Genomic DNA, 23,610 nt, shown 5'->3' on the forward strand with positions numbered 1-23,610 from the left:
TTCATCCACCTTTTATACTCGTGAACGAGGCTTTTAGCTCCGTTCATCCACCTTTTATACTCGTGAACGAGGCTTTTAGCTCCGTTCATCCACCTTTTATACTCGTGAACGAGTCTTTGATACTCATTGACGGCAATTATCGCAATGTCCGCAACGCAAGTTAGCAGCTTCTTTGTCAAAACCAAAGGCATTTAACAAAAACTGCCAACGACACTGCTTAGTTGTTAGATATTGATGCATCTGTTTAGCAGCGTGTAATTGCGTCGCTGGCTGATTTCCTGCTTTTTGAGCAATGGTGTAATGAAAAGGATCAAGCCAGTTTAGCTGACCACTGCTATGAAGTAAAGCTAGCGCTGTAGCACCTTCAGGAAATTGTCGGGTTACAGCATTCACTTCTCCCTGTTTTGGTAATTTTTTCACAAGTTGCTGCGCTATTTGTTGTTGCGATCGCATTTTTTCTTGAAAAAACTCCTGTCTTTGCTTATCCCCTGAATCTAACCATCCCGTCGGTTCACTTACCAATGTCAACGCTTCTGCCGGTTTCCCATCCCTTCCAGCGCGGCCAATTTCTTGCACATATTCAGATAGCAAATGTGGCGCGTGAAAATGGGCAACCCACGTGCCATTGCTTTTATTTATCCCCATCCCAAACGCACACGTACACACAACAAAGGGAATTTTGCCACCTAACCAGCTTGCTTCTACTTCACGGCGTTCGGTTGCACCCAATCCTGCGTGATAACTAGCTGTTTCATAACCCATCTCTGCTAACCATTGGGCTAAATCTTCGCTATCTCTCCTGGTGCGAACATAAACTAACCCCGATTGTTGCGGTCTATTTTGAATAAACTTTAATAATTGTTGTTTTCTACCTCGTGGTGTCCAAGCAATGCGAACGCTGGGATGCAAATTTGGTCGATAGGGATTTAAACGAAAAATCTCTGGTTGCTGTAATTGTAAAACTGTTTGAATAGTTTTTTGGGCTGAGGGGTCAGCTGTCGCGGTAAAAGCGGCGATACTGATTTTTGTTCCTGGTGGTTTTGATTTTAGCAATGCAGGACGCACCGCCCCTAATCTGCGATAAGCTGGGCGAAAAGTATCACCCCACTGCACCAAACAATGAGCTTCATCCAAAATTAAGCCATTAATTTGCAATTGCGGTTGACATAATTTTTCCCACACTGGCGGACTTAGCAAAGTTTCTGGCGATAAGTAGAGTAATCTTAGCTGTTGACGTTCTAAAGCTTGCAGAGTTGTACGGCGTTGAGATGAAGGTAATTCACTATGCAAAAGTGCTGCTTTTTGGTGACTTTGCAGTAGTTCCTGAACTTGGTTTTCCATTAGTGCCACTAAGGGCGAAACTACCAAGGTTAATCCTGTTTGTAGCAATGCGGGAAGTTGAAAACAAATCGACTTGCCGCCACCTGTGGGCATAATAATCAGCGCATCTTTTTGTGCCAATAAACTGCTGACAATTTCTCCTTGTGGTGGACGGAAATCTTCATAACCCCAAATTTTTTTAAAAGCAGCACGAACTTCTTGCCAAGATTTTGTTGTAGGCTGATTCATAATCAATAGTAGATACATCTATATCCTTGAACACTGAATATAGCCTCTGTTCTCCAGCTAATGGTTCAGTAATTTCATCATCTGACAGTGCAACCCAGTGTCCGCAAAAATGAATTATAATTAATTATTATTTTTTCGGTGTACTAAATAAAAGATGTCGCCAGATGAACGAAGAATTAAAACATAAATTTTACATCAGTACCGATAAATCTAAATTAGATATTCAAATGATTCATAATTTTTTACAAACTTCTTATTGGGCTGAAAATATCCCGTTAGCCACTGTTGAAAAGTCAATAAACAATTCTTTATGTTTTGGACTTTATGAAGATAATCAACAAGTTGGCTTTGCGAGAGTCATTACTGATTATGCAACTTCTGCGTTATTAAAAGATGTTTTTATTCTGGAGCCTTATCGAGGACAGGGTTTAGGAAAATGGTTTGTAGAATATATTTTGGAATATCCAGAATTGCAAGATGTTCAAAGGTGGATGTTAGGCAGAAAAGATGCTCATGGACTTTATCGCCGTTATGGGTTTAAAAATTTGACAGAGCCGGAAAAAATTATGATGCGTTTAAATCCTCATGTTGCTCAAGCTTAATAATAATTCTGTGTAAGGTTGGGTAAAGCACAACTTAATATAAATTCAGGCTTTTGTGAGGTTTCACAGGGCGAAAAAATAGCTACATTATCAAATCTAATTGCATTGTATTACCTTCAGAGAAACCAAGGCTGGAGTAAACTGGTTTACCCGATGGAGAGGCGTTAAGAACCACTCGTGTACAACCGATCACTTTTAAATATTCAATTGCTTTATTAGTTAGGTCTTTGGCTATGCCTTGTCTGCGGTAAGATTGCTCAACGTAAACGCCCCAAATATATCCAAATTTGCGGTATTCATCTTTAAAAATATTTGGGTATAAACCTGCGAATAGTTGACAACTTGCAGAACCCACAACTGTATTATTAACCTCTGCAACAAAAGCTTGATAAAATAAATTCCGACGCGCTTCTTCTATGAATTGAATGGTAATATTTTCCCACTCTAAGTGGATATTACTCTCATCAACACCAATATCTAGCCACATTTGGTAAAAGTGTTTTGCAATCAGTGAATCTTCTTTAATGGTGGCTTCTCTAATAGTGATTTGTTTTTCTGTCAGCATAAATTTTCGACAAATTTTTGGAACTTATACTATTTCACTTTAATAACGATACAAATACGCTAGTCAGGTGTAGGGAACATGCCGTGCCGGGTGTACCTCACCCAAACGAGAACCGCTATAAGGGCATGGCAATGCCATGCCCTACGATAAATTTATATGTATCAAGGTTTTCGTGAATTGGTATTACACCTAACTCCTCCCCAGTGTTGGGAAGGAGTTTTTTAGCATCAGTTAAAAACAAGGTGCGGTGCTTGTATTATGGGCAGTTTGACAGATACGCTCTTAGACTTTCTGTGCAGATACTTCCTCTGGCTTTTTTTGACTTTGCAAAGATGAATACAACCTATTTAACGCATTTACATAAGCTTGCGCTGAGGCGACGATGATATCTGTGTTCGCTGCATGACCAGAAAACACTTTAGATTCATAACGTAAACGAATCGTTACTTCTCCAATAGCATCAATACCGGCTGTTACTGACTGCACAGAAAACTCAATCAACTCGTTGGGGACATTCACCACACGGTTGATGGCTTTGTAAACTGCATCCACTGGCCCAGTACCGATCGCAGCATCGGTTAATTCTTCTCCTTCTGGGGTACGCAAGGTAACTGTAGCGGTAGGACGGGCGTTGCTACCACAGGAAACTTGCACCAACTCTACCCGGAATAAATCGGGTGCTTGTTGGATTTCATCGTTAACGATCGCTTCCAAATCCCAATCGGATATTTCTTTCTTTTTATCTGCTACTTCTTTGAATCTGACGAAGGCTTTATTTAATTCAGTATCCGACAGTTCAAAGCCCAATTCTTTTAACCGAGTGCGGAAAGCATTTCTGCCTGAATGTTTGCCCAAAACTATTTGATTGTCTGTTAAACCAATCAATTGGGCATCCATAATTTCATAAGTCAGTTTGTTTTTTAACACACCATCTTGGTGAATTCCTGACTCATGGGCAAAGGCATTGGCCCCAACGATCGCTTTATTTGGTTGGACTAACATTCCCGTCAAATTAGAAACTAAGCGTGAGGTTTTATAAATTTGTCGGGTGTCGATATTTGTTAGGGATTCTTGAGATTCTTCTGGTCTTCCCAAATAGGGATTAAAATATTGCCGCCGCACATGCAACGCCATCACCAATTCTTCTAGTGATGCGTTTCCGGCTCGCTCGCCAATGCCATTGATGGTACATTCTAGTTGCCGTGCGCCATTTTTCACGGCTTCTAAGAAGTTAGCAACTGCCAAACCTAAATCATTATGACCATGAACGGAAATAATCGCTTGGTCAATGTTGGGAACATTTTCGATAATGCCCTTAATGATTGCCCCAAATTCACTAGGAGTTGTGTAACCCACAGTATCGGGAATATTAACTGTTGTTGCACCAGCTGCGATCACCGCCTCTAATACTTGGTACAAAAATTCTGGATCGGTACGAGCCGCATCCATCGGTGAAAATTCTACATCTGTCATGAAGGACTTGGCGTATGCTACCATTTCTTGGGCGATCGCTAGCACTTCTGCCCGTGACTTCCGCAACTGATACTCCAAATGAATATCAGAAGTGGAAATAAATGTGTGAATTCTGGCATTAACTGCTGGTTTTAAGGCTTCAGCAGCCGCTTCAATATCTGCTTTAATCGCTCTTGCCAAACTACAAACTACTGGCCCATTTTCTGTCCCAACAATTTGAGCAATCTTCTTAACTGCTTCAAAATCTCCGGGACTCGCAAAGGCGAACCCTGCCTCAATTACATCTACACCCAGACGCGCTAATTGCTTGGCAATAACTAGCTTTTCGTCTATATTCAAAGTCGCTCCCGGACACTGCTCTCCATCTCGCAATGTTGTATCAAAAATGATGATTCGATCTGTTTTGTTTGTCATCTGCCGTTTGTTGTTTAGTGTTTACTTAGGGTGTAATATATCTTCAACCTTAGTTTTTCTTTTACTCTTACCTTTGTAAATAATTGCTAAGGCTACTAACCTTCGGTTTTTTCTATTTGATCTCTGATATCATTTAAATCTATATATCTATCAGTAGCATTGCGTAGTTCTCTAGCAATCATTCCTTCAGTTGAGACTACCGTAATATGTGTATTTTTTGAGCGTAATAGTTCGATTGCTCGTTCAAAATCTCCGTCGCCACTGAATAATACTACTCGGTCATACTGGTCTACTGTATTAAACATATCTACAACAATTTCAATATCTAAATTCGCTTTTTGCGAGTAACGACCGGAGGTATCATCATAGTATTCTTTAAGAATTTTAGTTCTAACTGTATATCCTAAACTAATTAGAGCATCTCTAAAACCTCGCTGATCTTGTGGGTCTTTTAAGCCAGTGTACCAGAATGCATTAATTAATGTTGTTTCTGATTGCTCATGTTTGAAATATTCTAAGACTCGCCGTGGGTCAAAAAACCAGCCATTTTTTTGTTGAGCATAGAACATATTGTTTCCGTCTACAAAAATAGACAGACGATTCATTGGAGAACCCATACAAATTTACACCTAATAATATATATGAATTTAGATGGAACAATAGATTATAGCAATTTTCAAATGCCTTGTTTGCTAATCTCTATAAAGTAGCTCTTCATCTATAGCGTTTATCCTACCTCTTTCAAGGCATAAAAACGTCTGCAAGATTGGAGTTGAGATCCTGGGTGCTAACCTTATTCACCTCCAGTACTGCAAGAGCTACCCAGCGATCAAAATCTACCAATAAAATTGACCCATTAACAGCATTCATCGCTGCATAACACTAAAGTTTACTCCTAAAGAGGTATAGAATAGGCTGACGGTAAGACATAAGTTAATGCTTATCTTTAAGTTTTGCTTTCAGCAGTGCTGAATGCCGAGTCTTGTTAGCGATAGTGGGGCGTTTAGCTTGTGCTGAGTCTTCACTCATAACTAAAATAATCAGGATTGAATAAGGAACTTGTTTCTTTTTTTCTTCGACTCAACTAGCTTGCTCTTGTACCAATTGCTGAAGTTGTTCAACAATAATGTGCAATGTGTTAACTTAGCAGACTCATTGCTCGTAACTGTTTCGCTCATTATCAGGACAAGGTTTTTGGGTAGTACCAATATTGCGCCGGAGACAAAAGACTGACTTGGGACAGCTTTCGGTAAAACACCCAGTTAAAAACATACTTGTTGGTGAGGTTAAAGTAAAATTTTGTCATAATTAAATACACAATCAGAATATATCCGGCTCTGATCTGTGAGACAATTACATGTTGTAACTCATTCAACAGAAAAATAATAAGTTAAGTAGTGCTTGAATAGGAATCTCTTGGGGGCTAGCTCTGCCAATAAAAGTTTGTTGATGAATAGAAGATACTTTACAAATGTATAAAATTGTCATTTAATTCTTATTTCAATATGCTTACACTAAAACGTGGTCTGAATAAATAAAAGTGTTGGACTTAAATCAATCAGTAACACGACATGGCAGAAGAACCTACATCTACCTTAACTAAAAACTATGTCTCTGCTGCCAATAAACTGTCAAGTAAACCGACAAAAGTAACTTCGACAGCATCGGCTCGCCAGTCTCGGTGGATGCTTCGCTTAGGACATCTCCTTGCTGGCGCTTGGGTAATGGGGGCAGCACTGCTGAGTGCTTCTGGTTGGGATTTGGTTGAATTGATCGAAAATAAAACGCTTTCTGGCTTTTTTCAACTGCGTGGGCCAATTGTGCCTCCAGAAGACATTGTAATTTTAGCAATAGACGATCAATCAATATCAGTTCCCGCACAGTACTATAAAACAGATCCAAAACAATATGCCTACCTAGAAACACTGAAATCTTATCCTTATCAACGTGCTGCTTATGCACAAGTAATTACAAAATTAATCAAAGCAGGTGCCCGCTCTGTAGCAGTAGATGTGGTTTTTGATATGCCAAGTAGTTATGGAGCTACTGACGATCGCCAATTGCAGACAGCATTGCAAAAATATGGCAGCAAAGTTACCTTAGCAGCCATTTACGAAAATTCCCAGACGCATCAAGGGTCTTTTATGCAACTAACAGACCCACAAGAAATATTTCGCACAGGGTCAGTCTCCATAGGCTCAGTTAATTTCCCTGTTGAGGTGGATGGAAAAGTTCATCGATTGGCGAACGAGTTTTCTAAGTCGTTAGCTGACAATAGTTTGATGGAAAAGCTACCTTCTTTTGATGAAGCAGCGCTGACGGCAGCACAAGTAAATTATCCCCAGACAAAGGGCGATCGCATTTATTTTTGGGGGTCTGCGGGTACATTTGAGCAAATACCCTTTTGGCACGTACTCGAATCGGAAAACTGGAACACCTATTTGCAGCAGGGAAACTTCTTTAAAGACAAGATCGTGCTGATTGGTGCAACAGATAAGTTAAATAATGATTATTATCCAGTTGCTGCTAGCAATAGCAACAAACCCATGTCTGGCGTAGAAATTCACGCCAATGCGATCGCAACTTTGATGTCAGGTAAAGCGATCGCTCCAGCAATTCGCAGTCTACCATTGCAGGGTTTGTTTGTACTAATGCTAGTTGGTAGTACAACCTTGATGATTAGTAGACGTAAGCTTAGTATCAATAGATTTCTATATAGCCTCGCACTGTCTGGCACTTGGGGAGGAATTAGTTATGGGTTATTTGTCTATGGTCAGTTAATTTTTCCTACTACTGTGCCAATGATGGCGATCGCAATGACCGGACTTTCATACTTGGGAACCTCAGTAGCCAGAGAAAGCATCAGAAAACGCCAATTAGTAGACATTTTTCAGAGATATAAAACTTCCGCCGTTGTTCAAGAGATTATCAGTCAACAAAATGACTTGCAAGACTTAATCCAGGAACGAGATATAGCCTTATCAGGAAAAATCTTAGCTCGACGCTATAAAATTGTTAAAGTTCTCGGTTCCGGTGGATTTAGTGAAACTTACATTGCCGAAGATACTCAACGTCCTGGTAATCCGCAATGTGTAGTCAAACAGCTAAAACCAGCCAGCACTAAACCAGAAGCGTTACAACTTGCCAGACGCTTATTTAACTCAGAGGCGCAAACACTAGAAAAATTGGGAATTCATCATCAAATTCCTCAACTTTTGGCGTATTTTGAAGAAGATGAAGAATTTTATTTAGTCCAAGAACGGATCATCGGTCATCCTTTAAATCAGGAATTGCTAGAAGGTAGAGCAATTGATGAAATGGCGGCGATCAAAATTGTCAGAGACTTATTGCAAACATTAACATTTGTCCATAAAAACAATGTGATTCACCGAGATATTAAGCCCAGCAACATCATGCGGCGACATTCAGACGGGAAACTAGTATTAATTGACTTTGGTGCAGTAAAGGATGCCACCATAAAACCGCTTGACGATCAAGAACTAAACCCTTTCACCATTGGTATTGGTACTCAGGGTTACGCACCAAGCGAACAATGTTTTGGTCGTCCACACTACAGTAGTGATATCTATGCAGTCGGGATGCTTGGGATTAAAGCGTTGACTGGTGTTGCACCCCGTAAGCTAAATAGAGATGCTGATGGAGAGATAAAATGGAGCGATCGCTGCCAAGTAAGCCACTCCCTAGCTAAGGTTCTCAGTAAGATGGTGTTGAATGACTTCAAACAGCGATATCAGTCTGCATCAGAGGCTCTTGAGGATCTTAGAGCTATTGGAGCTATTGACAACTTGGTAGATTCCCAATACAGATACCATATTTCACAAGATGATCTATTAATGAATACTTTAGATGAATTAGGTACATCTACAAAATCTTGCTCAGAACCATCCTCAGAAACTCCCTGAGAAGGACGCGGGGACAATATTCGATCCAAAAGGAACTCGCACTTCTATGCAGCAACTGCACTGAAGAAGAAATTCAGCCGATTAAGCCATTGATGCCAGACATGAATTAACCTTGCACGGTCAAATTCAAAAATCTCTGCTTCTTCACCTGGCAAGGCTACGACAATCAGAGCATGGTTAATTTTGCAGTTAAAGAGGCGATCGCTATAATACCGATTTATCGCACCACCATAAGCAGCTAGTTGTAAAGGCTTGTCATAAAGCTTATCAAATCTCAGTTTTGGTTCCTCAGCTGTAGTCCATTCAATTAAATACGGAACACCTTGATAACGAGCAACTAAATCAAATTTCCCGGCGTAAAGTTCTTTATAGTTAGGCACGGCTTCTTCAACAAGTTGAACATCACTAAGTTGGTTTAGCACAGATTGAACGCTATCCCAGTAAGGCTGGATCAGGTTGTTATCAGGTTTGGGTAAGTAACCTTGCAGGTGTTCTTTAATCAATTGGTGCAAGGCATTTCCTCGGCAGCGGCTGTTAGCAGCAATTCGATTTGCTTCTGCATCGCCAACTTTATTGCGCCAATAGGAAAGGGCGGCTAGAGACTCCGGTGGCTGTGTTGCTTTTAAAACAGTGGTGACAGCAGGGAGAAGAACACCATTATTACCTTGATAGTAGCAACGTCCGTTGATGTAGGTAGATTTCATAAGTGTTGTGAATGACTACATCAACTAGCTTCGAGGGCTGGTGTCTGAGATTGTGTTTGAGTCAGAAGTCCAGAGTGTCTGACTTTGTGTATGAGTAAGTATGACTTTTAATTAACTCAGTTAAAATTATTCAAAGTTGCATATTTAAAATATGACTGGGCGATCGCTTAAAGCATCTCTAAAAGGAATAGAACAAGCAAGCAAAGCTTTAACTCGTAATGCTTTGGGTAAAAAGGCTTTAGCCTTAGAGTTAGGAATAGCTCGGTCAACAGTACATAACTTTTTTAGCGGGAAGGCAGTTGACCGACTTAATTTTGAAGAAATTTGTAAAAGGCTAGGTTTAGATTGGGAAAAGATAGTTGATATTCCAGCTAACGAATCTAGAACAGAGCAATTTCAAGATACGGCAATTAACAATAATAATTTTGTGGGGCGTGAGGATGCGATCGCACACCTTAACAACCTTGTTAACGAAGGTGCAAAAGTTATTCTAATTCACGCAGAGGGAGGTATAGGTAAAACAACCTTAGCTACAAAATGGTTTGAGCTTCAAGGTTTAGAATATCTTGATCTGCGTGTAGGAACTACACCCCAAAACCTCAACTCATTAGAAGATTGGGTTAGGGCCAAGCTCAGATATGATTTTAAAGAGAATCCAGAACAAGATTTCATGACTATGATGGAGCAATTTAAAAGCAAGCTCCAAGAACAAAGAATCGGCGTGTTAATTCATAATCTTGAATTTGCTTTGAGAAATGGCGAATTCAGAGAACCGCATAATAGCAACTATGTAGAACTATTAACAGTACTAGCTCATCAAAGTGTGCAGTCGGTAACACTTGTTACAAGCTGTGAGCAAATTTATGAGCATAAAGTAACGAATTATGAGTTGGAGGGATTGAAACAGGAGTCATGGCAACAGTATTTTGAAACTTGCAAAATTAATATAGATCGTGCTGCTCTTAGTGAAATGCACCAAGCCTATGGTGGAAATGCTGAGGCTATGTATATTCTTAGTCCTGAGATTCTCAAAAAAGCTCAAGGGAATTTAAAAGTTTATTGGCAGGATAACCGTGAAGATATATTAAGACATAAGACTATAGAAAAACTTGTTCAACGTCAGTTTGATAAGCTCAAAAATGATAATATCCAGGCTTATAAACTTCTCTGTCGTTTTGGATTTTACCCTAATAAAGGAATTAACGTACCAGAAATATGGCTATTTTGTTTACTTTGGGATTTACCAAAAAATCGGCGAAAACAGGTAATTGATGATTTATGTGCTTGTTGCTTGGTAAAATTCAATGAGCATGGATATTATCTGCATACAATGATTCGTGTAGAAGCTGTAGAGAGATTTAATTTACTTAGAGAGTCTAATGATGAAAGCTTATTTTTAATTAAAAAGCAAGTAGATTCGATAATTGAATTACATCAGAATTTACAAAAAATACTTGTCTGGATAAATAAAAAATTATTCTTTATATCTCAAGATTATAAACAAGCAGCTTTTAGGGCTTTCTATTTAGGTTTTTTTATTTACCTTAATCTTGGTTTGAACAATTATTCTTTTGACAATGATCAAGAATACTCTAATTTAGCTTGTACTCTTGAATATACTTTTGATATATATTGCAACAAATCTAGTCAAGATTCTCTCACAGCAGGGATACAATTTGGTTTTTTACAAGGAAGATACATTTGTCTTTATGTTAAATGCTTTAATTTAGCATTAGGTAAAGAGAAAAAAGGAAATTATAAATACTTTTTTGAACAGATTATATACAATATCAATATTTTAGATAAAATTATACTAAAAGTGTATAGGCATAATATTGAGCAATTAAATTATCACTATAAAATTTTTGTTGAGCCTATTTCAAAACTTATTACTGAGATTAGAATTGCAGAATAATTTCATAATGAAGACATTGATAGGCTAATACAAAATAAGGAACTTCAAAAAATTAGAGATGATTTTGTTAAAGATTTCCTAGAAGGTTATGATCTAGGGAATCCTATATTGAATTTAAATATAGATGATTACAAAAAAACAATTATGGAAACTCCTATACTAGATAATTCTAAAACTAAAGATATAGTTCAAGACCAAAGCCACTCAAAGACGTGTTACAGTTATCTTTTAAATAAGTCTAAACTTAGCCCAAAATGGTATTTTGATGATGAGCAAAAAAAACTGCTAAGGCAGTATTACGAAGCTAATAAGCTGATGGTGTATTGCTTAAATAGTCTTTGTGATGTATCTCCTGAAATGCGATCGCACATCGAAGACACCCTACTCTTACCCATCGCTGAAATAGAAAAACGACCATTCAAAAATTAAATCGCCTTCTTCTTTGCGTAAGGTAAAAATCAAACAAAGGCGGGTGCGGGGGTTGAACCCGCTAATCCCCACAATAGTGGAGACGTAACCGATAACCTTAAATTCTTCGTCCCCAAAAGGCAAGTTGCGAATAAGGATAACCCGCCATGAAGTATGAAGGATAAAGTGTTTCATCTTTTACCCTTCAGCAATATCTACAATTCACCCATAGCTAGCATCTGGATGATCCGAGGCGTACCTGGGTCAAACCCTGCCAAATCCCAAGACAGCGAATCTTCAGGATCTACCAAAGTAATCTGGTAAGGTGTCAAGGTGACATACACCGCCTTAACGTCAGGATTTACCTTTTTCCGGTACTTCTTCAGTGTTTGACTTGGATGCTTATATCCGGCCCAGCTTTCCGAGTCAGTCCAAAAGCAAACAACATCTGCTTTAAAGTTATTCTTAATCATCCAGTCATAAGCTACAGATGCATCCGTTCCACCAAAGTTTTGGTTGCTAGCTTTGCGAACCGCAGAACTAAAACTATCTTTAGCGGTAATATCTAATTCACGGAATTCGGTAGCAAAGCCGCGAATCATATAGTTTTTCTCTGCTTTTGCTGTCACCAGTGCCATTGTGGTGGCAATTTCACAACAAGTTAGCCCCATATCTGCAACTAAGTTACCCATAGAACCAGAAACATCCACGGCGTGCATGAATACTTTACGTGTTGGTTGCACAACATCAAAAGACAGTTCAAGCGCTTTTTCTAAAATGTCCACAATCCGAGGAACTGGGTTCCAAGTCTTCTTACTGCGTCCTAATGTTCCACCAGATTCATAAGTTTTGAGTGCTTTCAAAACATCAATCGGATGGATGCGACCTTTACGCAGATGTTCTCTGCGATTAAGAACTGCTTCCACTTGCAGCAAGTTGGCACTTTCATCAGCTCGTAAGACACCCAGTTCAGTTAAAGAACCCAAGTTACGCAGCATTGCCCCTATTGGCATTTCCTGAAATAGCAGCTGCCAAGCAAGCTTGTCCATTTTGCCCACAGGTGCAGCCATTTCGTGGGTTAAGCGTCCTTGGGAAATAGCTTCATGGATTTGGGTGGGATTTCGCTTTAGCCACTCATACCACCAAATCTGCGCCAACGCCTCTGAGGGAATGTCTGCTGGCAATTCTTCCCAGCCTCTAACTACCCACTCAAATAGTTGACGGTGATTTTCTGTAGACGGTTTGACATGGAACAACCGCAACGCATCTCGGTGAGAGAAGCCTTGACGCTGTTGATATTTCAACAGTTGATAAGCTAAACCCTTGACATCTTCCCTTGAGAGCCAAGTTTTACCAGCTTCCCGCACTACTTTGCCAAATCCCCGCAGAGATTTAGTGTAATTCAACCATTCGTAGAAGTGGCTACCAGTGCGAACAACTTGCGGGAAGATTTCACCAAACGCTTGTTTTGCTTCTGGTGCTTCACCCATCGACAGCAATACCAAAGCCAAGATAGGCGCACTGTTATTGATAGCGCGTCCATCGCTAGCATACAAAATTTCTTCCGCTACACGACCGGGATTTTCAGCAACAGCTTGTCTGACAACTGCCACAAAATCTTCAGTTAATTCCTGTTTACCAGCGTAGTAAGTGCTTTTTGCTGTGCCAACCAAAAGACAACGCCGCAGCATTTTCCAAATGCCAGCATCAAACATAAAGCCGCCGGAACGTCCCTGAACCATTTCGGCTTCCCGACCGGGGATAGGCTGATTTTGTGGTGTTGTAGTATTCTTGTTAGTAAAAAAATTGTAATTCATCGCTTCATCTCCCAGCCCTTGCAGGCAAAAATGAAAGGTGGCAGAGCAGGATTTGAACCTGCGACATCCGGCTCCAAAAGCGATAACCCTAATTCGTCGGCCTTTTCAGGCAAGGTGTGAACAAGGATGTTTTTCGGCGCTCTACCAAACTGAGCTACCTGCCACATAGAAATTTTGGATTTTGGATTGAATCTAAAATTGTTTTGGTGTAGCGGAGCGGGATTTGAACCCGCGACCTCTCGAACCCGATTCGATAACCCTAATTCGTCGGCCTTTTCAGGCAAGGGGTGAATAAGGATGTTTAGCGCTCTACCTCTGAGCTACCCGCCACATAAAAAGTTAGGAGTTAGGAGTTAGGAGTTAAATATCTAAAACTTCTCACTCTTGAGTTTCTACTCAGCATTCAGTACTCAATTTGGTGTGTTGGAGCGGGAATCGAACCCGCGACCTCCTGCTTGGCAGGCGAGAAGCCTGCTGCGATAACCCTAAATTCGTCGGCCTTTTCAGGCAAGGGCTGAATAAAGATGTTTAGGCGCTCTAACCACTGAGCTACCCACCACATATCAAGTAAAATTGACTTGTATTATTAATGTAGTATATGTAATATATGTTGTCAAGGGGTTGGCAAGTTAATTTATAGAGTTCTTGGTTGAGTCAAAAACCTTCTTATTTTCTCTGGTGAAAAACTTTTGTGCGTAGTTTACCGCCGTAGGCATGGCAGACCAATCTTAGATAAGTTACAGATTCAAAAGGTTATAACACTCACTAAAGAAAGGTTTTGCCGACAGATTTGCCGCAACTTTGCCAAAATATACAAAAAAGTATCCCAATTTTTGCCAATATAGATAGTATTATTTCCCAAAATTCACTTGGCAAAAATCGGCATGAGTGAAAAACCCATAGAAGATAACGGCAAGGCTTTTCTCGTTCTACTTTTGCCCATCTCGTTTTTGATTATTTTCCTAGTTACCACTTGGAGAATTTTACTGGCACTAATTGTTCTGGTAATTGGCTTCAAGCTTTGGCAGGAATATCAATGGCAACAGTGGACTCATCGAGTTAACCCAATTTTTCATCAGTTGGTTCGGGAAAATCAAGGCAGACTTACGCCAATGGACTTGGCAATGAGGGGCAATTTTCCTGGAACGACGGCAAAACGCTACTTGGATAGTAAGGCCTCGGAATTTGGCGCTAGTATAGTCAACTCCGAAGATGCGGGGCAGTCTTATTACTTTATAACTGCCAGCATTCTCGGCAATATTCTTGACAGTAGTGATCCTGTTAAAGAACTTCCGGCTCAACCAGTTACTAAAACTGCGCGATCGCTGCTAGCACCACCCGCACCACCTGCACCAACCCCACAGGAGGAAGAACCAGAAACTGAATCACTCCCACAAGCAACCCATGAGTCAGCTAAACGATCGCTGGAGAAACAGTTAATTTTTGGCTCTCTCATCCAATCTGAACTTGCTAAACGGTTAAATGTCTATTCCAGTACGGTTTATAAACGGCGAAATGATCCAGAGTTTCCTGAATGGAGTCGCAGCAAAGACCCTGATGGTATTGCCTGGTCATACTCGGAAAAAACTAAGGAGTTTTTCCCAGTGGATGAAGAAGGGTAAAACAATTCGTAATTCGTAATTCGTAATTCGTAATTAGAATTTTGGAATTTTTGTTTGTAAACCCACAGCTTCGTTGATGGAATTTAATCCGCTTTGTTCTAGCTTGGAAAGTAAACCTGCTAGAATTCGGCCTACCATCAGTGGGCCTTCGTAAATCCAGCCTGTATAAACCTGGATCAAGCTAGCACCAGCAGTAATTTTTTCCCAAGCATCTTCAGCAGAAAAGATGCCACCAACGCCAATAATCGGGATTTGTCCTTGAGTTTGCTGCCAAATAAAACGAATTACCTCAGTGGAGCGATCGCGCAATGGTTCACCGCTAATTCCGCCAGCTTCATCCTGGGGTGATTTACCCGTTTGGTCAATTACTTGGGTTTTCAGCCCATCACGGCTGATGGTGGTGTTAGTGGCGATAATTCCTGCCAGTTGGTAGGTTTTAGCAAGAGTTATAATGTCAGCGATCGCAACCCAATCTAAATCTGGCGCTATCTTGACAAAAACTGGTTTGTATGTATTATTTTCTTGTTGTAATAAATCTAAGATGGCACTGAGCATAGAAGCATCTTGGAGCGATCGCAACCCCGGTGTATTGGGAGAAGAGACATTAACAACAAAATAATCTCCCAAATCCTTGAGTAAACGAAAACTATCGAGATAATCTTGTGCGGCTGCTTCTAGGGGAGTTACCTTAGATTTACCCAAATTTATCCCTATGGGTATTGACTGGGTTAACTTCTGCTTTTCTAGCGCCAAACGTTCCGCCATTGCTACTGCACCGCGATTATTAAAGCCCATCCGATTGAGAGCAGCTTTATCCAACGGCAGGCGAAACAAACGGGGACGCGGATTTCCTGGCTGTGCGTGAAAAGTTACAGTTCCTAATTCCGCGAAGCCAAAACCCAGGTTAGACCAAATGCTAGCAGCTACTCCATCCTTGTCGAAACCAGCCGCTAACCCTATGGGATTTGGAAAGTTTAGCCCAAACAAATTTTGTTCTAGGCGTGAATCGTACAGACATAAAGACTTTTGTAAGCGTTGGTTTGCCCAACTATCAGGGGTTTGCGATAGCCAGCTAAAAGTACGAATCGTCTGCTGGTGTAACCACTCTGAATCAGTTTTTACCAGATTGAATAAAAGCGGGCGAATAGCAAATTGATAAATATCCATTAGTTTTGGGTACTGGGGACTAAGGAGTGCGAAAGAAATTCTTTTAAGATTTGGTTTGGGTCTAAATCACCACGAAAATCTTCCCCGATACCTAATGCCCAATCTCAGTTCAATATTAAACACTTGTGGCGATATTACTCAGGGTGCTTTTCTGGGCATCTTATATATTACAAGTTATATTAACCAATAAATCAGATGGGGCAGCCGCAAAAATCTATAGCCGCCGAACAGCAGATCCTCTCCTTGGGGCGTGTTCTCCAGAGCCTTAGAGAAGAAGATAATGTTGACGTTCTGATTGAAACTACTATTTCTTATCTCAAAGAACAGTTTGACTACAGACTGATTTGGATTGCTCTTTACGATCGCCTGAATCACATATTATTTGGGCAAGGAGGCATCACACCCGATCGTGACATGAGCTTTTTACGGCAAAGGGTTGTTCTCAGCCCTGGGGATTTATTAGAGCAAGTGGTGATTGAACAGCATCCCTTGGGTGTAGCTGATTTGCAAACTGAAATTCGCGCCGCCGAATGGCACAAAGTTGCCGCGAAATTCCACATCCAAGGAACGATTATTTTACCAATTCGCTATAAAGATCGTTGCTTAGGCTTGGTGTTATTGGGTTCAGAACGCTGGGGCTACTTACTGACTGGAGAAACAAAAGCACGTTTGATGATGGTTTTAGGTGAACTGGGGGCAGTGCTTTATCAAAATGAGATGCATAAGCAACAAAAGCAAACCAAGCGAAGCGACGAACCATTATTAGAATTACTAGAAAATTTACGCACCCTCAGTAACCTGAATCAAAGACTTGAAGCCGCGGTGCAAGCAACTCATAAATTTGTTTCCCCCAGTCGGACAAATGTTTACTGGTTTGAGCGGGAAGGGCGCTACTTTTGGTGTCGGATGAGCAATCAAATGGTCAAAATAGATCGCAATTCTAGCAGTCAGCAAGCAGCGGGAATGACTGTACAAGACTTGAGCGACTTTTATTATGCCTTGGCAGTTAACCAAATTGTCTCCATTGGTGATGCCCGCAGTTCTTTAAAGAGCCATTTTACGGCAAAATTGCTGGAACGGTTAAAGGTGCGATCGCTCTTGGCAGCGCCGATTATTTGGCAAAAGAACTTAGTCGGTTTTCTAGCGGTGGAAAGCAATGAACCTCGCATCTGGACTGACACAGACAGAAATTTTGTCCAGGGTGTTGCTGGTTTAATTTCTCTGGTTGCACCTACCGAAAGCATGGAAAGCACTATTAAACAGATTCAAGAGGATGCTCAACTGACTAGCCAAGTTGCCCAAGGTATCTATAGCGAAAACGACCTTCAGACAACTTTACATAATTGTGCTAAAAGCGTTTTAGCTCGATTAGGTGCCACCCGCTTTTTGCTTTTGCAGTATGACCCTGAGCAAAAGAATTATCAATTTACTTACCAAAGTCAGCCGCATAATCGCCGGTCATTTACATTTACCCTGAATACTCTCAAAGAATTAGATGGGCAGCTTTTGCAACGTTCAACTCAAGCGGTAGAAATTGAAAACTTAGATGAAGATTTGCGCTTTTTTAATTGGCGTCCCTCGTTGTTAGAGAATGGTGTGCGATCGCTACTTGTTTGTAAATGCACTCATGAGCATATACCAGCAGCACTTTTAGTCATTACTCATGAAACCCATCGTTCTTGGACAACCCTGGAAAAAGAATTGTTATGGGCTGTGAGTCAACAGATTGGTGTAATTGTTCGTCAGTGGCAATTACATAACCGCACTACCCAGCAGCAAAAAACTTCCCAGGCATTTGAGCAATGCCTACGCATTCTCACACAATCCCAGAACAGCATTCAGGTAGAGAAAAAGCATTTAAAATGTACAGCACTCGAACAAATAGCATCAATTTTGGGTTGTCCCTTAGCGGTAATGCTATCGTGGGCACCTGGTGAAAGTTGGGCAGAAATTATCTCTGGAGTGAGTGAGAATAGCCAATTTGGGATTTTTTCTGATGCATCTATTTCTATTCAGGCTGAAGCCCTAATCCAGTGGGCACTTGCCACAGAGAGTTACCTAACTTTGAAGGTGGGTAATTTACTCCCAGAAACCCGGAAATGGTTGAATATTCCAGACAAAAGTCAAGTTTTTGTGATGGCATTACGTACAACTGCTGATTACGAAACCACAGGTGTAGTCTTGTTAGTAGACTATCAAGAGCGTCGCTGGTCAGAACAAAACCTCAGTGCGATCGCAACTTTGATTTCTCAATTAGCTTGGTGGCGTCGTCAAAAGCAAATTACCCGACTTCTAGAATCCACAACCGAGGAATTAAGACAACTTAACTGGTACAAACATCGCCGTCTAGAGGAAATTCAAAGAATAACGACACACTCTCTTAAGCAAATACACGACTTAGGGATTCCTGCTAATGAACTGACTCAGATGCGCTACCAGTTATTGCTGCGGCAGTTAGACCATACAACCGCCTCCATGAGTGGAATGTTAAAACTTGAGCATTGGCAGCTACATATCAGTTGGGAAACCATGTCTATAGCCAGTTTACTGAAGCGATCGCTCGAACGGATCGAAAATCACCTTAAACAACAAAAGCTGTGGATTGGCGTACATGGTTTGGGACAACCAATTGACGAGCAAGAATCGCCCAATAATTCTGCATTAGTCAGAGGTGTTCCCACCTCCAGCATTCAATCTGCAATGGCGATCGCAGGTGATATTGTCAAAATCGAGTTAGTTATCCATGAATTGTTAATTACTGCCTGTAACCGTTCTGAAATCGGCGGCAGAATTGATATTTGGTGTCGCCGTTTAGATGCCTCTAAACCAGTAAATACAAAGTATTCTTCTACAAGTTTAGGAGATGAACATCAAACATCGTTAGAACTCTCGATTACATACAACGGTGCAATCGAACCACAATTACTCACAGAACTACATGATAATACACGAAAAGACGCGCTTGCTTCCTCTAACCTCGATCAACCACCAGCTTTACATCTGGTGATCTGCCAAAACCTCATGCAGGAACTAGGGGGAGAGTTGAATTTCTATCAATTACCAGATAATCGGGTAGTCAGTCGCTTGTTGTTACCGTTAGTTGGTCATAATTCCTAGCGCAGGCAGCTTTGTGTAAAATCGTGACGAATCAAGGATTAAAGTTTAAACGCAGAGGCACGGAGAGAATTCGCTACAAATTAATGAAATGCTGTATTTAGTTTAAATTTAAACACAGATGCGGTTAGCTTGCCGCAGTTTAAAGTAGTACCTATGTCTTATTTTACAAGGATTATTTATACGACATTTTATCTTACAAAGATACTCAGCAACAATTTTCGGAGAGTGCGGCTGGTGGGGTGGTACAAAATTTGAATACTGAAAGAGTGAGATCAACTAAGATTCCCTTGCCACCTTTAAAAGTGCAGCAGCAAATAGTTAGTGAATGTGAGGCGATCGATCACGCCGTAATTAAGGCTAAAGAGGCAATTCAACAAGCTAGAAATGAAATTGAAGAGAAGATAAATCAAATATACATTTCAAAATACGATTTTTGTGAGATTAAAAAAATTAGTCTTGATGTGCAGTATGGTATTTCAGAAAAAATGAATACAGAGAATAAAGGCTATAAAATTTTTAGAATGGATGAAATCATTTTAGGAAAAATGTTTGATAACGGATCAATGGAATATGTTGACATTTCGCAAGATGAATTTCTTAAATACAAGCTTCATAAGGGTGATATTTTATTTAGTCGAACGAATAGCATTGAATATGTTGGTAAAACAGGTTTGTTTAGTTTAGATGGAGATTATTGTTTTGCTTCATATCTAATTAGGGTCATTGTAAATAGTGAGTTGGCAATACCTTATTTTGTCAATTTAATAATGAATTTTTCATTGTTTCAAGAGGAAGCAAAATCTAAAGCATCTAAAACGATTAATCAAGCAAACATTAATGCAACCATTATGAAAAACATAAAAATTCCAGTGCCACCTTTACCAGTTCAAGAAAAATTAGTTTAAGAAGTGGAGAAATTAGAGCAAGAAATTACTAAAAACAGAAGATTTTAGATGAATCTCCTAATCTTAAGCAACAAGTAATGAAAAGATATTTATAAATGATTTTTGATGTATCTAAATTGGCTATGAGTGCGCTCTATATGGGGTGATAAGCGATCGCTGTTAAATATTATAGACTTAGGCGATTAGGCGATCGCGCTCAGATGATGGTAAAAGGCGATCGCAAAACATAATAGCCATCATTACCAATGCTCTATAACCAATCCATCCACATAATCAAAATCTGAATCATCGGTCACAAGCACCCAACTATGTTCCAGACAATGCGCTGCAATCCAAACATCATTCATAGGAATTGGTCGTCCTTTGCGCTTCAAAGCCGAAGGAGTCTGAGCATAGATAACTGCTGTTCTCTTTTCCACAGGCACAACCGTACAAACTTCCATAAACTCCAAATATCGAGGAAGATTTTTCAACGGTCGAGTCGAGTTCTCAGCCCCAAACAGTAACTCTCCCGCTACTACCACCGACAAAAATATTTCTGGTAACGCCAACACCCTTGAAACAACATCAGGATCACCATTCAAAAAACGTATTGCAACAGAAGTATCTAATGCAATCTCACCACTCATTTAAATCAGCCTGACGACAATCAGCTTGAATTGCTTCCTGTAAATTAGCCGCCTCATCATCACTCAAAATACCAGCAAATTTCGCTAGAGGATGATGACTACGCGTTGTCTGAACCCGATGCAAAAAATCTAACATTACTTTAATTAACTCATCTGGAACCTCTGCAAGTTCTTGGATAAGCTGCTCGCGGTTAGTCATACATTTGCCCTCTTTAGCAAAGTTTATCGTCTAATATTATAACGAATCAGTGAATCAGTCTCAAAATCAATTACACAGGTTTAGCGATCGCAAATAAACTTTATTTCTGGTTCTGGATTGGTTATGGATTTATATTTCTAAAAGGTATAACCCTATTAACGTTTAAATTACATTGGTAGCTGAAGATGAGCAGCGGTTGTGTATTTTGACCCGTTCCTTGGGCTTTCCGGCTTATTTTCTCAGTCAAATTGAGTATATCGAGGCTGCTATGAACGGACTCAGAGCGAACAAATCGATGAAGACGAAAACATTCCCGATTTAATCCCAAAATAAATTAGTTCTGTTAGGGAATTAAAGTATTGACATTTGAATAGGTAATGCCTGTACTGCACATTATTTTCACGCCTCCCAACCTACCCACGAGTTCAGGGAGATGCCACAGGCGGTAGGGTTCTTTCTATGCGTCTTTATAAAGAATTGGTATAAGAGAATTGAGAATAAAGGACAAACAAAGTAAATATTTTTGGAAATTATATTCAGCAATTTTTAAAATTTAGGTGCTTGCCAGTTAGGATTTGTGAGACTTGTCAAAACATGATCTTCCCATTGCCCATTAATTAATAAATAATCTCTAGCATATCCTTCTATGACAAAATCGAGCCTTTTGAGTACATTGCCACTGCGTCGATTGTGAGGCATATAGTTAGCCATGACTCGGTGAAAATTTAACTCTTGAAAGAGATATTGAGTTGCGGCTTTTAGCCCTTCTGTCATATATCCTTTACCTTGTCTATTTTCAGCAAGGCTATATCCTACATAGCAAAAATGAGCGGCTCCTCGGACAAAATTACTAAAATTTACAGTTCCAATAATTACGGTAGGATTTTTTTTTGTAAAAATAAATAGTTTTAACGATTGCCCGTTAATAAATTCTAGAAAACTATTCTCTATCTGATACTGCCAATATTCTTCAGTGAAAAAACCATCAGCCCAAAGAGGATAAAATGGAGTAAGATAAGTTTTATTATCAATGAAGTATTTGAGAATTTGGGGTATATCTTCATGGATAGCCGCTCGTAAGAACAGGCGATCGCTTGTAATTATTGGCAGTTCTGATATCATAAACGACTTAATCGGCGGGATCTCTTTCTAAAACATTCTCTAAATTTATAAATTCTCTCATACCCTGTGGTTTAGCAGCAGTCAGGTCAATAGAATTCGCCGCTACACAGGCAAAATCCACCTGCGCAGACTAAACAAGAATGCTTCTTGTGCCTGCTTTATTGCTGACCAACAAAAGATATATGCGCCAGCTGTATCCTGGCAATTCCCAATCCCCAATCCATGAGTATTTTTACTGGTAATCTGCCATTCAACCAAAATCTTGATAAGCTGATGTCTAATATCTAGAGCGGAAGGATTGAGAGCCAATGGGTGATAAAGCACAGTACGCGGCATAACTTCGATAAAATCACTTTGCCCAAACGCTGTACCGCAGGAGATTCAACCTAAAAACAGCTCAAGATTTAACCCAGTCTACAAGAAGGATAGTGATGTGGTGGGAATACGCTACGATTGGCAGGAATTAGAGATTCGCGCGATATACAACACGCCATTGCTAGAGCTTATTTATCAAGCTGCTAGCGTGCATCGCCAATATCATGACCCAACAAAAATACAAGTTTGTAAGCTTATATCTATTAAAACGGGAGGTTGCCCGGAAGATTGTAGCTACTGTGCCCAATCTTCCCGTTATAAAACAGAGGTAAAGGCGGAAGCACTCCTAGAAAAGGAAACGGTAGTTAGCATCGCCCAGAAAGCGAAAGAAACTGGTGTTAGTCGCATCTGCATGGGTGCTGCTTGGCGCGAAGTGCGGGATAACTCACAATTTGAGGAAGTCCTGGAAATGGTCAAGGATGTAACCGCAATGGGTTTAGAAGTGTGCTGCACTCTGGGTATGCTGACGGCAAATCAAGCCAAGAAATTGGAAGAAGCGGGACTTTACGCCTACAACCATAACTTAGATACCTCGCAGGAATATTACAGCACAATTATTACCACGAGGACATATAGCGATCGCTTAAACACAATTGAAAATGTCCGTCAGACAAATGTTACTGTCTGTTCCGGCGGTATCCTGGGTTTAGGCGAAACTGTCGATGACCGGGTTGGGATGTTACAAACTCTGGCAAACTTACATCCGCATCCAGAGTCTGTGCCAATTAATATTCTTTCACAAGTACCGGGTACACCCTTAGAAAATCAGCCTGATGTCCCCATTTGGGATATTGTGCGAATGATTGCCACAGCCAGAATTTTAATGCCAGCTTCTGATGTGCGTCTTAGTGCAGGTAGGGCTAGACTTTCTCAAGTTGAGCAAGCTTTCTGCTTTATGGCAGGAGCCAATTCTATCTTTTCTAGCGACGACAACAAAATGTTGACAGTGACAACTCCCTGTCCAGATTATGATAGCGATCGAGAAATGCTGAATTTACTTGGTTTGGCTATGCGTCCACCTTCCCAAAGGCAAGAGAAAGTAGCAAGTCCGGCTGTTGTAGGATAAATATCTTCTTGTGGGATG

At 40.3% G+C, this 23,610-nt stretch carries 18 protein-coding genes and 3 tRNA genes; 8 read left to right on the plus strand and 13 right to left on the minus strand.

The genetic code is table 11. From position 1 onward, the window contains the following. Positions 1-123: 123 nt before the first annotated feature. On the minus strand, positions 124-1,569 hold the full coding sequence (locus H6G97_RS24655) for a RecQ family ATP-dependent DNA helicase (protein WP_190943261.1): 1,446 nt from the start codon (positions 1,567-1,569) through the stop codon (positions 124-126). Between the two features lie 164 nt (positions 1,570-1,733). Here H6G97_RS24655 and H6G97_RS24660 point away from each other — a divergent pair, with 164 nt between their 5' ends. Beyond that, positions 1,734-2,171 (plus strand): GNAT family N-acetyltransferase, encoded by a 438-nt coding sequence (locus tag H6G97_RS24660; protein ID WP_190943262.1) that lies wholly within the window; start codon positions 1,734-1,736, stop codon positions 2,169-2,171. 82 nt (positions 2,172-2,253) lie between these two features. On the opposite strand, the gene H6G97_RS24665 is transcribed toward H6G97_RS24660, so the two are convergent. The 3 genes from H6G97_RS24665 to H6G97_RS24675 form a co-directional block, all read right to left on the minus strand. After that, on the minus strand, positions 2,254-2,736 hold the full coding sequence (locus tag H6G97_RS24665; protein ID WP_190943263.1) for a GNAT family N-acetyltransferase: 483 nt from the start codon (positions 2,734-2,736) through the stop codon (positions 2,254-2,256). Between the two features lie 282 nt (positions 2,737-3,018). Then, a complete protein-coding gene (locus H6G97_RS24670) occupies positions 3,019-4,623 on the minus strand; it encodes a 2-isopropylmalate synthase (protein ID WP_190943264.1) in 1,605 nt (534 codons plus the stop codon). 95 nt (positions 4,624-4,718) lie between these two features. After that, positions 4,719-5,240 (minus strand): LabA-like NYN domain-containing protein, encoded by a 522-nt coding sequence (locus H6G97_RS24675; protein WP_041565194.1) that lies wholly within the window; start codon positions 5,238-5,240, stop codon positions 4,719-4,721. A 954-nt stretch (positions 5,241-6,194) separates the two neighbouring features. Between H6G97_RS24675 and H6G97_RS24680 the strand changes: the two genes are divergently transcribed. Beyond that, the gene (locus H6G97_RS24680; RefSeq protein WP_190943265.1) at positions 6,195-8,546 is read left to right on the plus strand and encodes a CHASE2 domain-containing serine/threonine-protein kinase; all 2,352 of its coding nucleotides are present in this window, start codon (positions 6,195-6,197) and stop codon (positions 8,544-8,546) included. 44 nt (positions 8,547-8,590) lie between these two features. Here the strand turns inward: H6G97_RS24680 and H6G97_RS24685 are convergent, their stop codons facing one another. Continuing rightward, positions 8,591-9,250 carry an exonuclease gene (locus H6G97_RS24685; protein WP_190943266.1) on the minus strand — a complete coding sequence of 220 codons (660 nt, stop codon included), beginning with the start codon at positions 9,248-9,250 and terminating at the stop codon, positions 8,591-8,593. Positions 9,251-9,401: 151 nt separating this feature from the next. Here H6G97_RS24685 and H6G97_RS24690 point away from each other — a divergent pair, with 151 nt between their 5' ends. Then, a complete protein-coding gene (locus H6G97_RS24690) occupies positions 9,402-11,165 on the plus strand; it encodes an ATP-binding protein (protein WP_190943267.1) in 1,764 nt (587 codons plus the stop codon). Between the two features lie 144 nt (positions 11,166-11,309). After that, the gene (locus H6G97_RS24695; RefSeq protein WP_190943268.1) at positions 11,310-11,594 is read left to right on the plus strand and encodes an NACHT C-terminal helical domain 2-containing protein; all 285 of its coding nucleotides are present in this window, start codon (positions 11,310-11,312) and stop codon (positions 11,592-11,594) included. Positions 11,595-11,788: 194 nt separating this feature from the next. On the opposite strand, the gene H6G97_RS24700 is transcribed toward H6G97_RS24695, so the two are convergent. The 4 genes from H6G97_RS24700 to H6G97_RS24715 all read right to left on the minus strand — a co-directional run bounded on the left by H6G97_RS24700 (position 11,789) and on the right by H6G97_RS24715 (position 13,950). After that, positions 11,789-13,390, minus strand: a complete 1,602-nt coding sequence (locus H6G97_RS24700; protein WP_190943269.1) for a TROVE domain-containing protein — start codon at positions 13,388-13,390, stop codon at positions 11,789-11,791. A gap of 37 nt (positions 13,391-13,427) precedes the next feature. Continuing rightward, positions 13,428-13,554: transfer RNA gene (locus H6G97_RS24705), tRNA-OTHER, on the minus strand. A gap of 40 nt (positions 13,555-13,594) precedes the next feature. After that, positions 13,595-13,721, minus strand: a tRNA-OTHER gene (locus H6G97_RS24710). Between the two features lie 85 nt (positions 13,722-13,806). Continuing rightward, positions 13,807-13,950, minus strand: a tRNA-OTHER gene (locus tag H6G97_RS24715). Positions 13,951-14,274: 324 nt separating this feature from the next. Between H6G97_RS24715 and H6G97_RS24720 the strand changes: the two genes are divergently transcribed. Then, a complete protein-coding gene (locus H6G97_RS24720) occupies positions 14,275-15,012 on the plus strand; it encodes a hypothetical protein (protein WP_190943270.1) in 738 nt (245 codons plus the stop codon). A gap of 33 nt (positions 15,013-15,045) precedes the next feature. Here the strand turns inward: H6G97_RS24720 and H6G97_RS24725 are convergent, their stop codons facing one another. Beyond that, complete coding sequence (locus H6G97_RS24725; protein WP_190943271.1) at positions 15,046-16,179, minus strand: quinone-dependent dihydroorotate dehydrogenase; 1,134 nt, start codon at positions 16,177-16,179, stop codon at positions 15,046-15,048. A 195-nt stretch (positions 16,180-16,374) separates the two neighbouring features. Between H6G97_RS24725 and H6G97_RS24730 the strand changes: the two genes are divergently transcribed. After that, positions 16,375-19,296 carry a GAF domain-containing protein gene (locus H6G97_RS24730; RefSeq protein WP_190943272.1) on the plus strand — a complete coding sequence of 974 codons (2,922 nt, stop codon included), beginning with the start codon at positions 16,375-16,377 and terminating at the stop codon, positions 19,294-19,296. A gap of 185 nt (positions 19,297-19,481) precedes the next feature. Then, positions 19,482-20,201: a restriction endonuclease subunit S gene (locus H6G97_RS55460; protein ID WP_338421839.1), complete on the plus strand. Its 720-nt coding sequence runs from the start codon at positions 19,482-19,484 to the stop codon at positions 20,199-20,201. Positions 20,202-20,440: 239 nt separating this feature from the next. On the opposite strand, the gene H6G97_RS24740 is transcribed toward H6G97_RS55460, so the two are convergent. The 3 genes from H6G97_RS24740 to H6G97_RS24750 all read right to left on the minus strand — a co-directional run bounded on the left by H6G97_RS24740 (position 20,441) and on the right by H6G97_RS24750 (position 22,151). Next, on the minus strand, positions 20,441-20,830 hold the full coding sequence (locus H6G97_RS24740; RefSeq protein WP_190943274.1) for a type II toxin-antitoxin system VapC family toxin: 390 nt from the start codon (positions 20,828-20,830) through the stop codon (positions 20,441-20,443). Beyond that, on the minus strand, positions 20,820-21,029 hold the full coding sequence (locus H6G97_RS24745) for a hypothetical protein (protein ID WP_190943275.1): 210 nt from the start codon (positions 21,027-21,029) through the stop codon (positions 20,820-20,822). The genes H6G97_RS24740 and H6G97_RS24745 overlap by 11 nt, the downstream gene beginning before the upstream one ends. A gap of 546 nt (positions 21,030-21,575) precedes the next feature. Further along, entirely contained in the window at positions 21,576-22,151 is a 576-nt protein-coding gene (locus H6G97_RS24750) for a GNAT family N-acetyltransferase (protein ID WP_190943276.1), read from the minus strand. A gap of 433 nt (positions 22,152-22,584) precedes the next feature. On the opposite strand from H6G97_RS24750, the gene bioB reads away from it, so the two are divergent. Further along, complete coding sequence (gene bioB / locus H6G97_RS24755) at positions 22,585-23,592, plus strand: biotin synthase BioB (protein ID WP_190943277.1); 1,008 nt, start codon at positions 22,585-22,587, stop codon at positions 23,590-23,592. Positions 23,593-23,610 lie beyond the last annotated feature (18 nt).

It is taken from the genome of Nostoc flagelliforme FACHB-838 (assembly GCF_014698065.1).
GTDB classification, from domain to species: domain Bacteria; phylum Cyanobacteriota; class Cyanobacteriia; order Cyanobacteriales; family Nostocaceae; genus Nostoc; species Nostoc flagelliforme_B.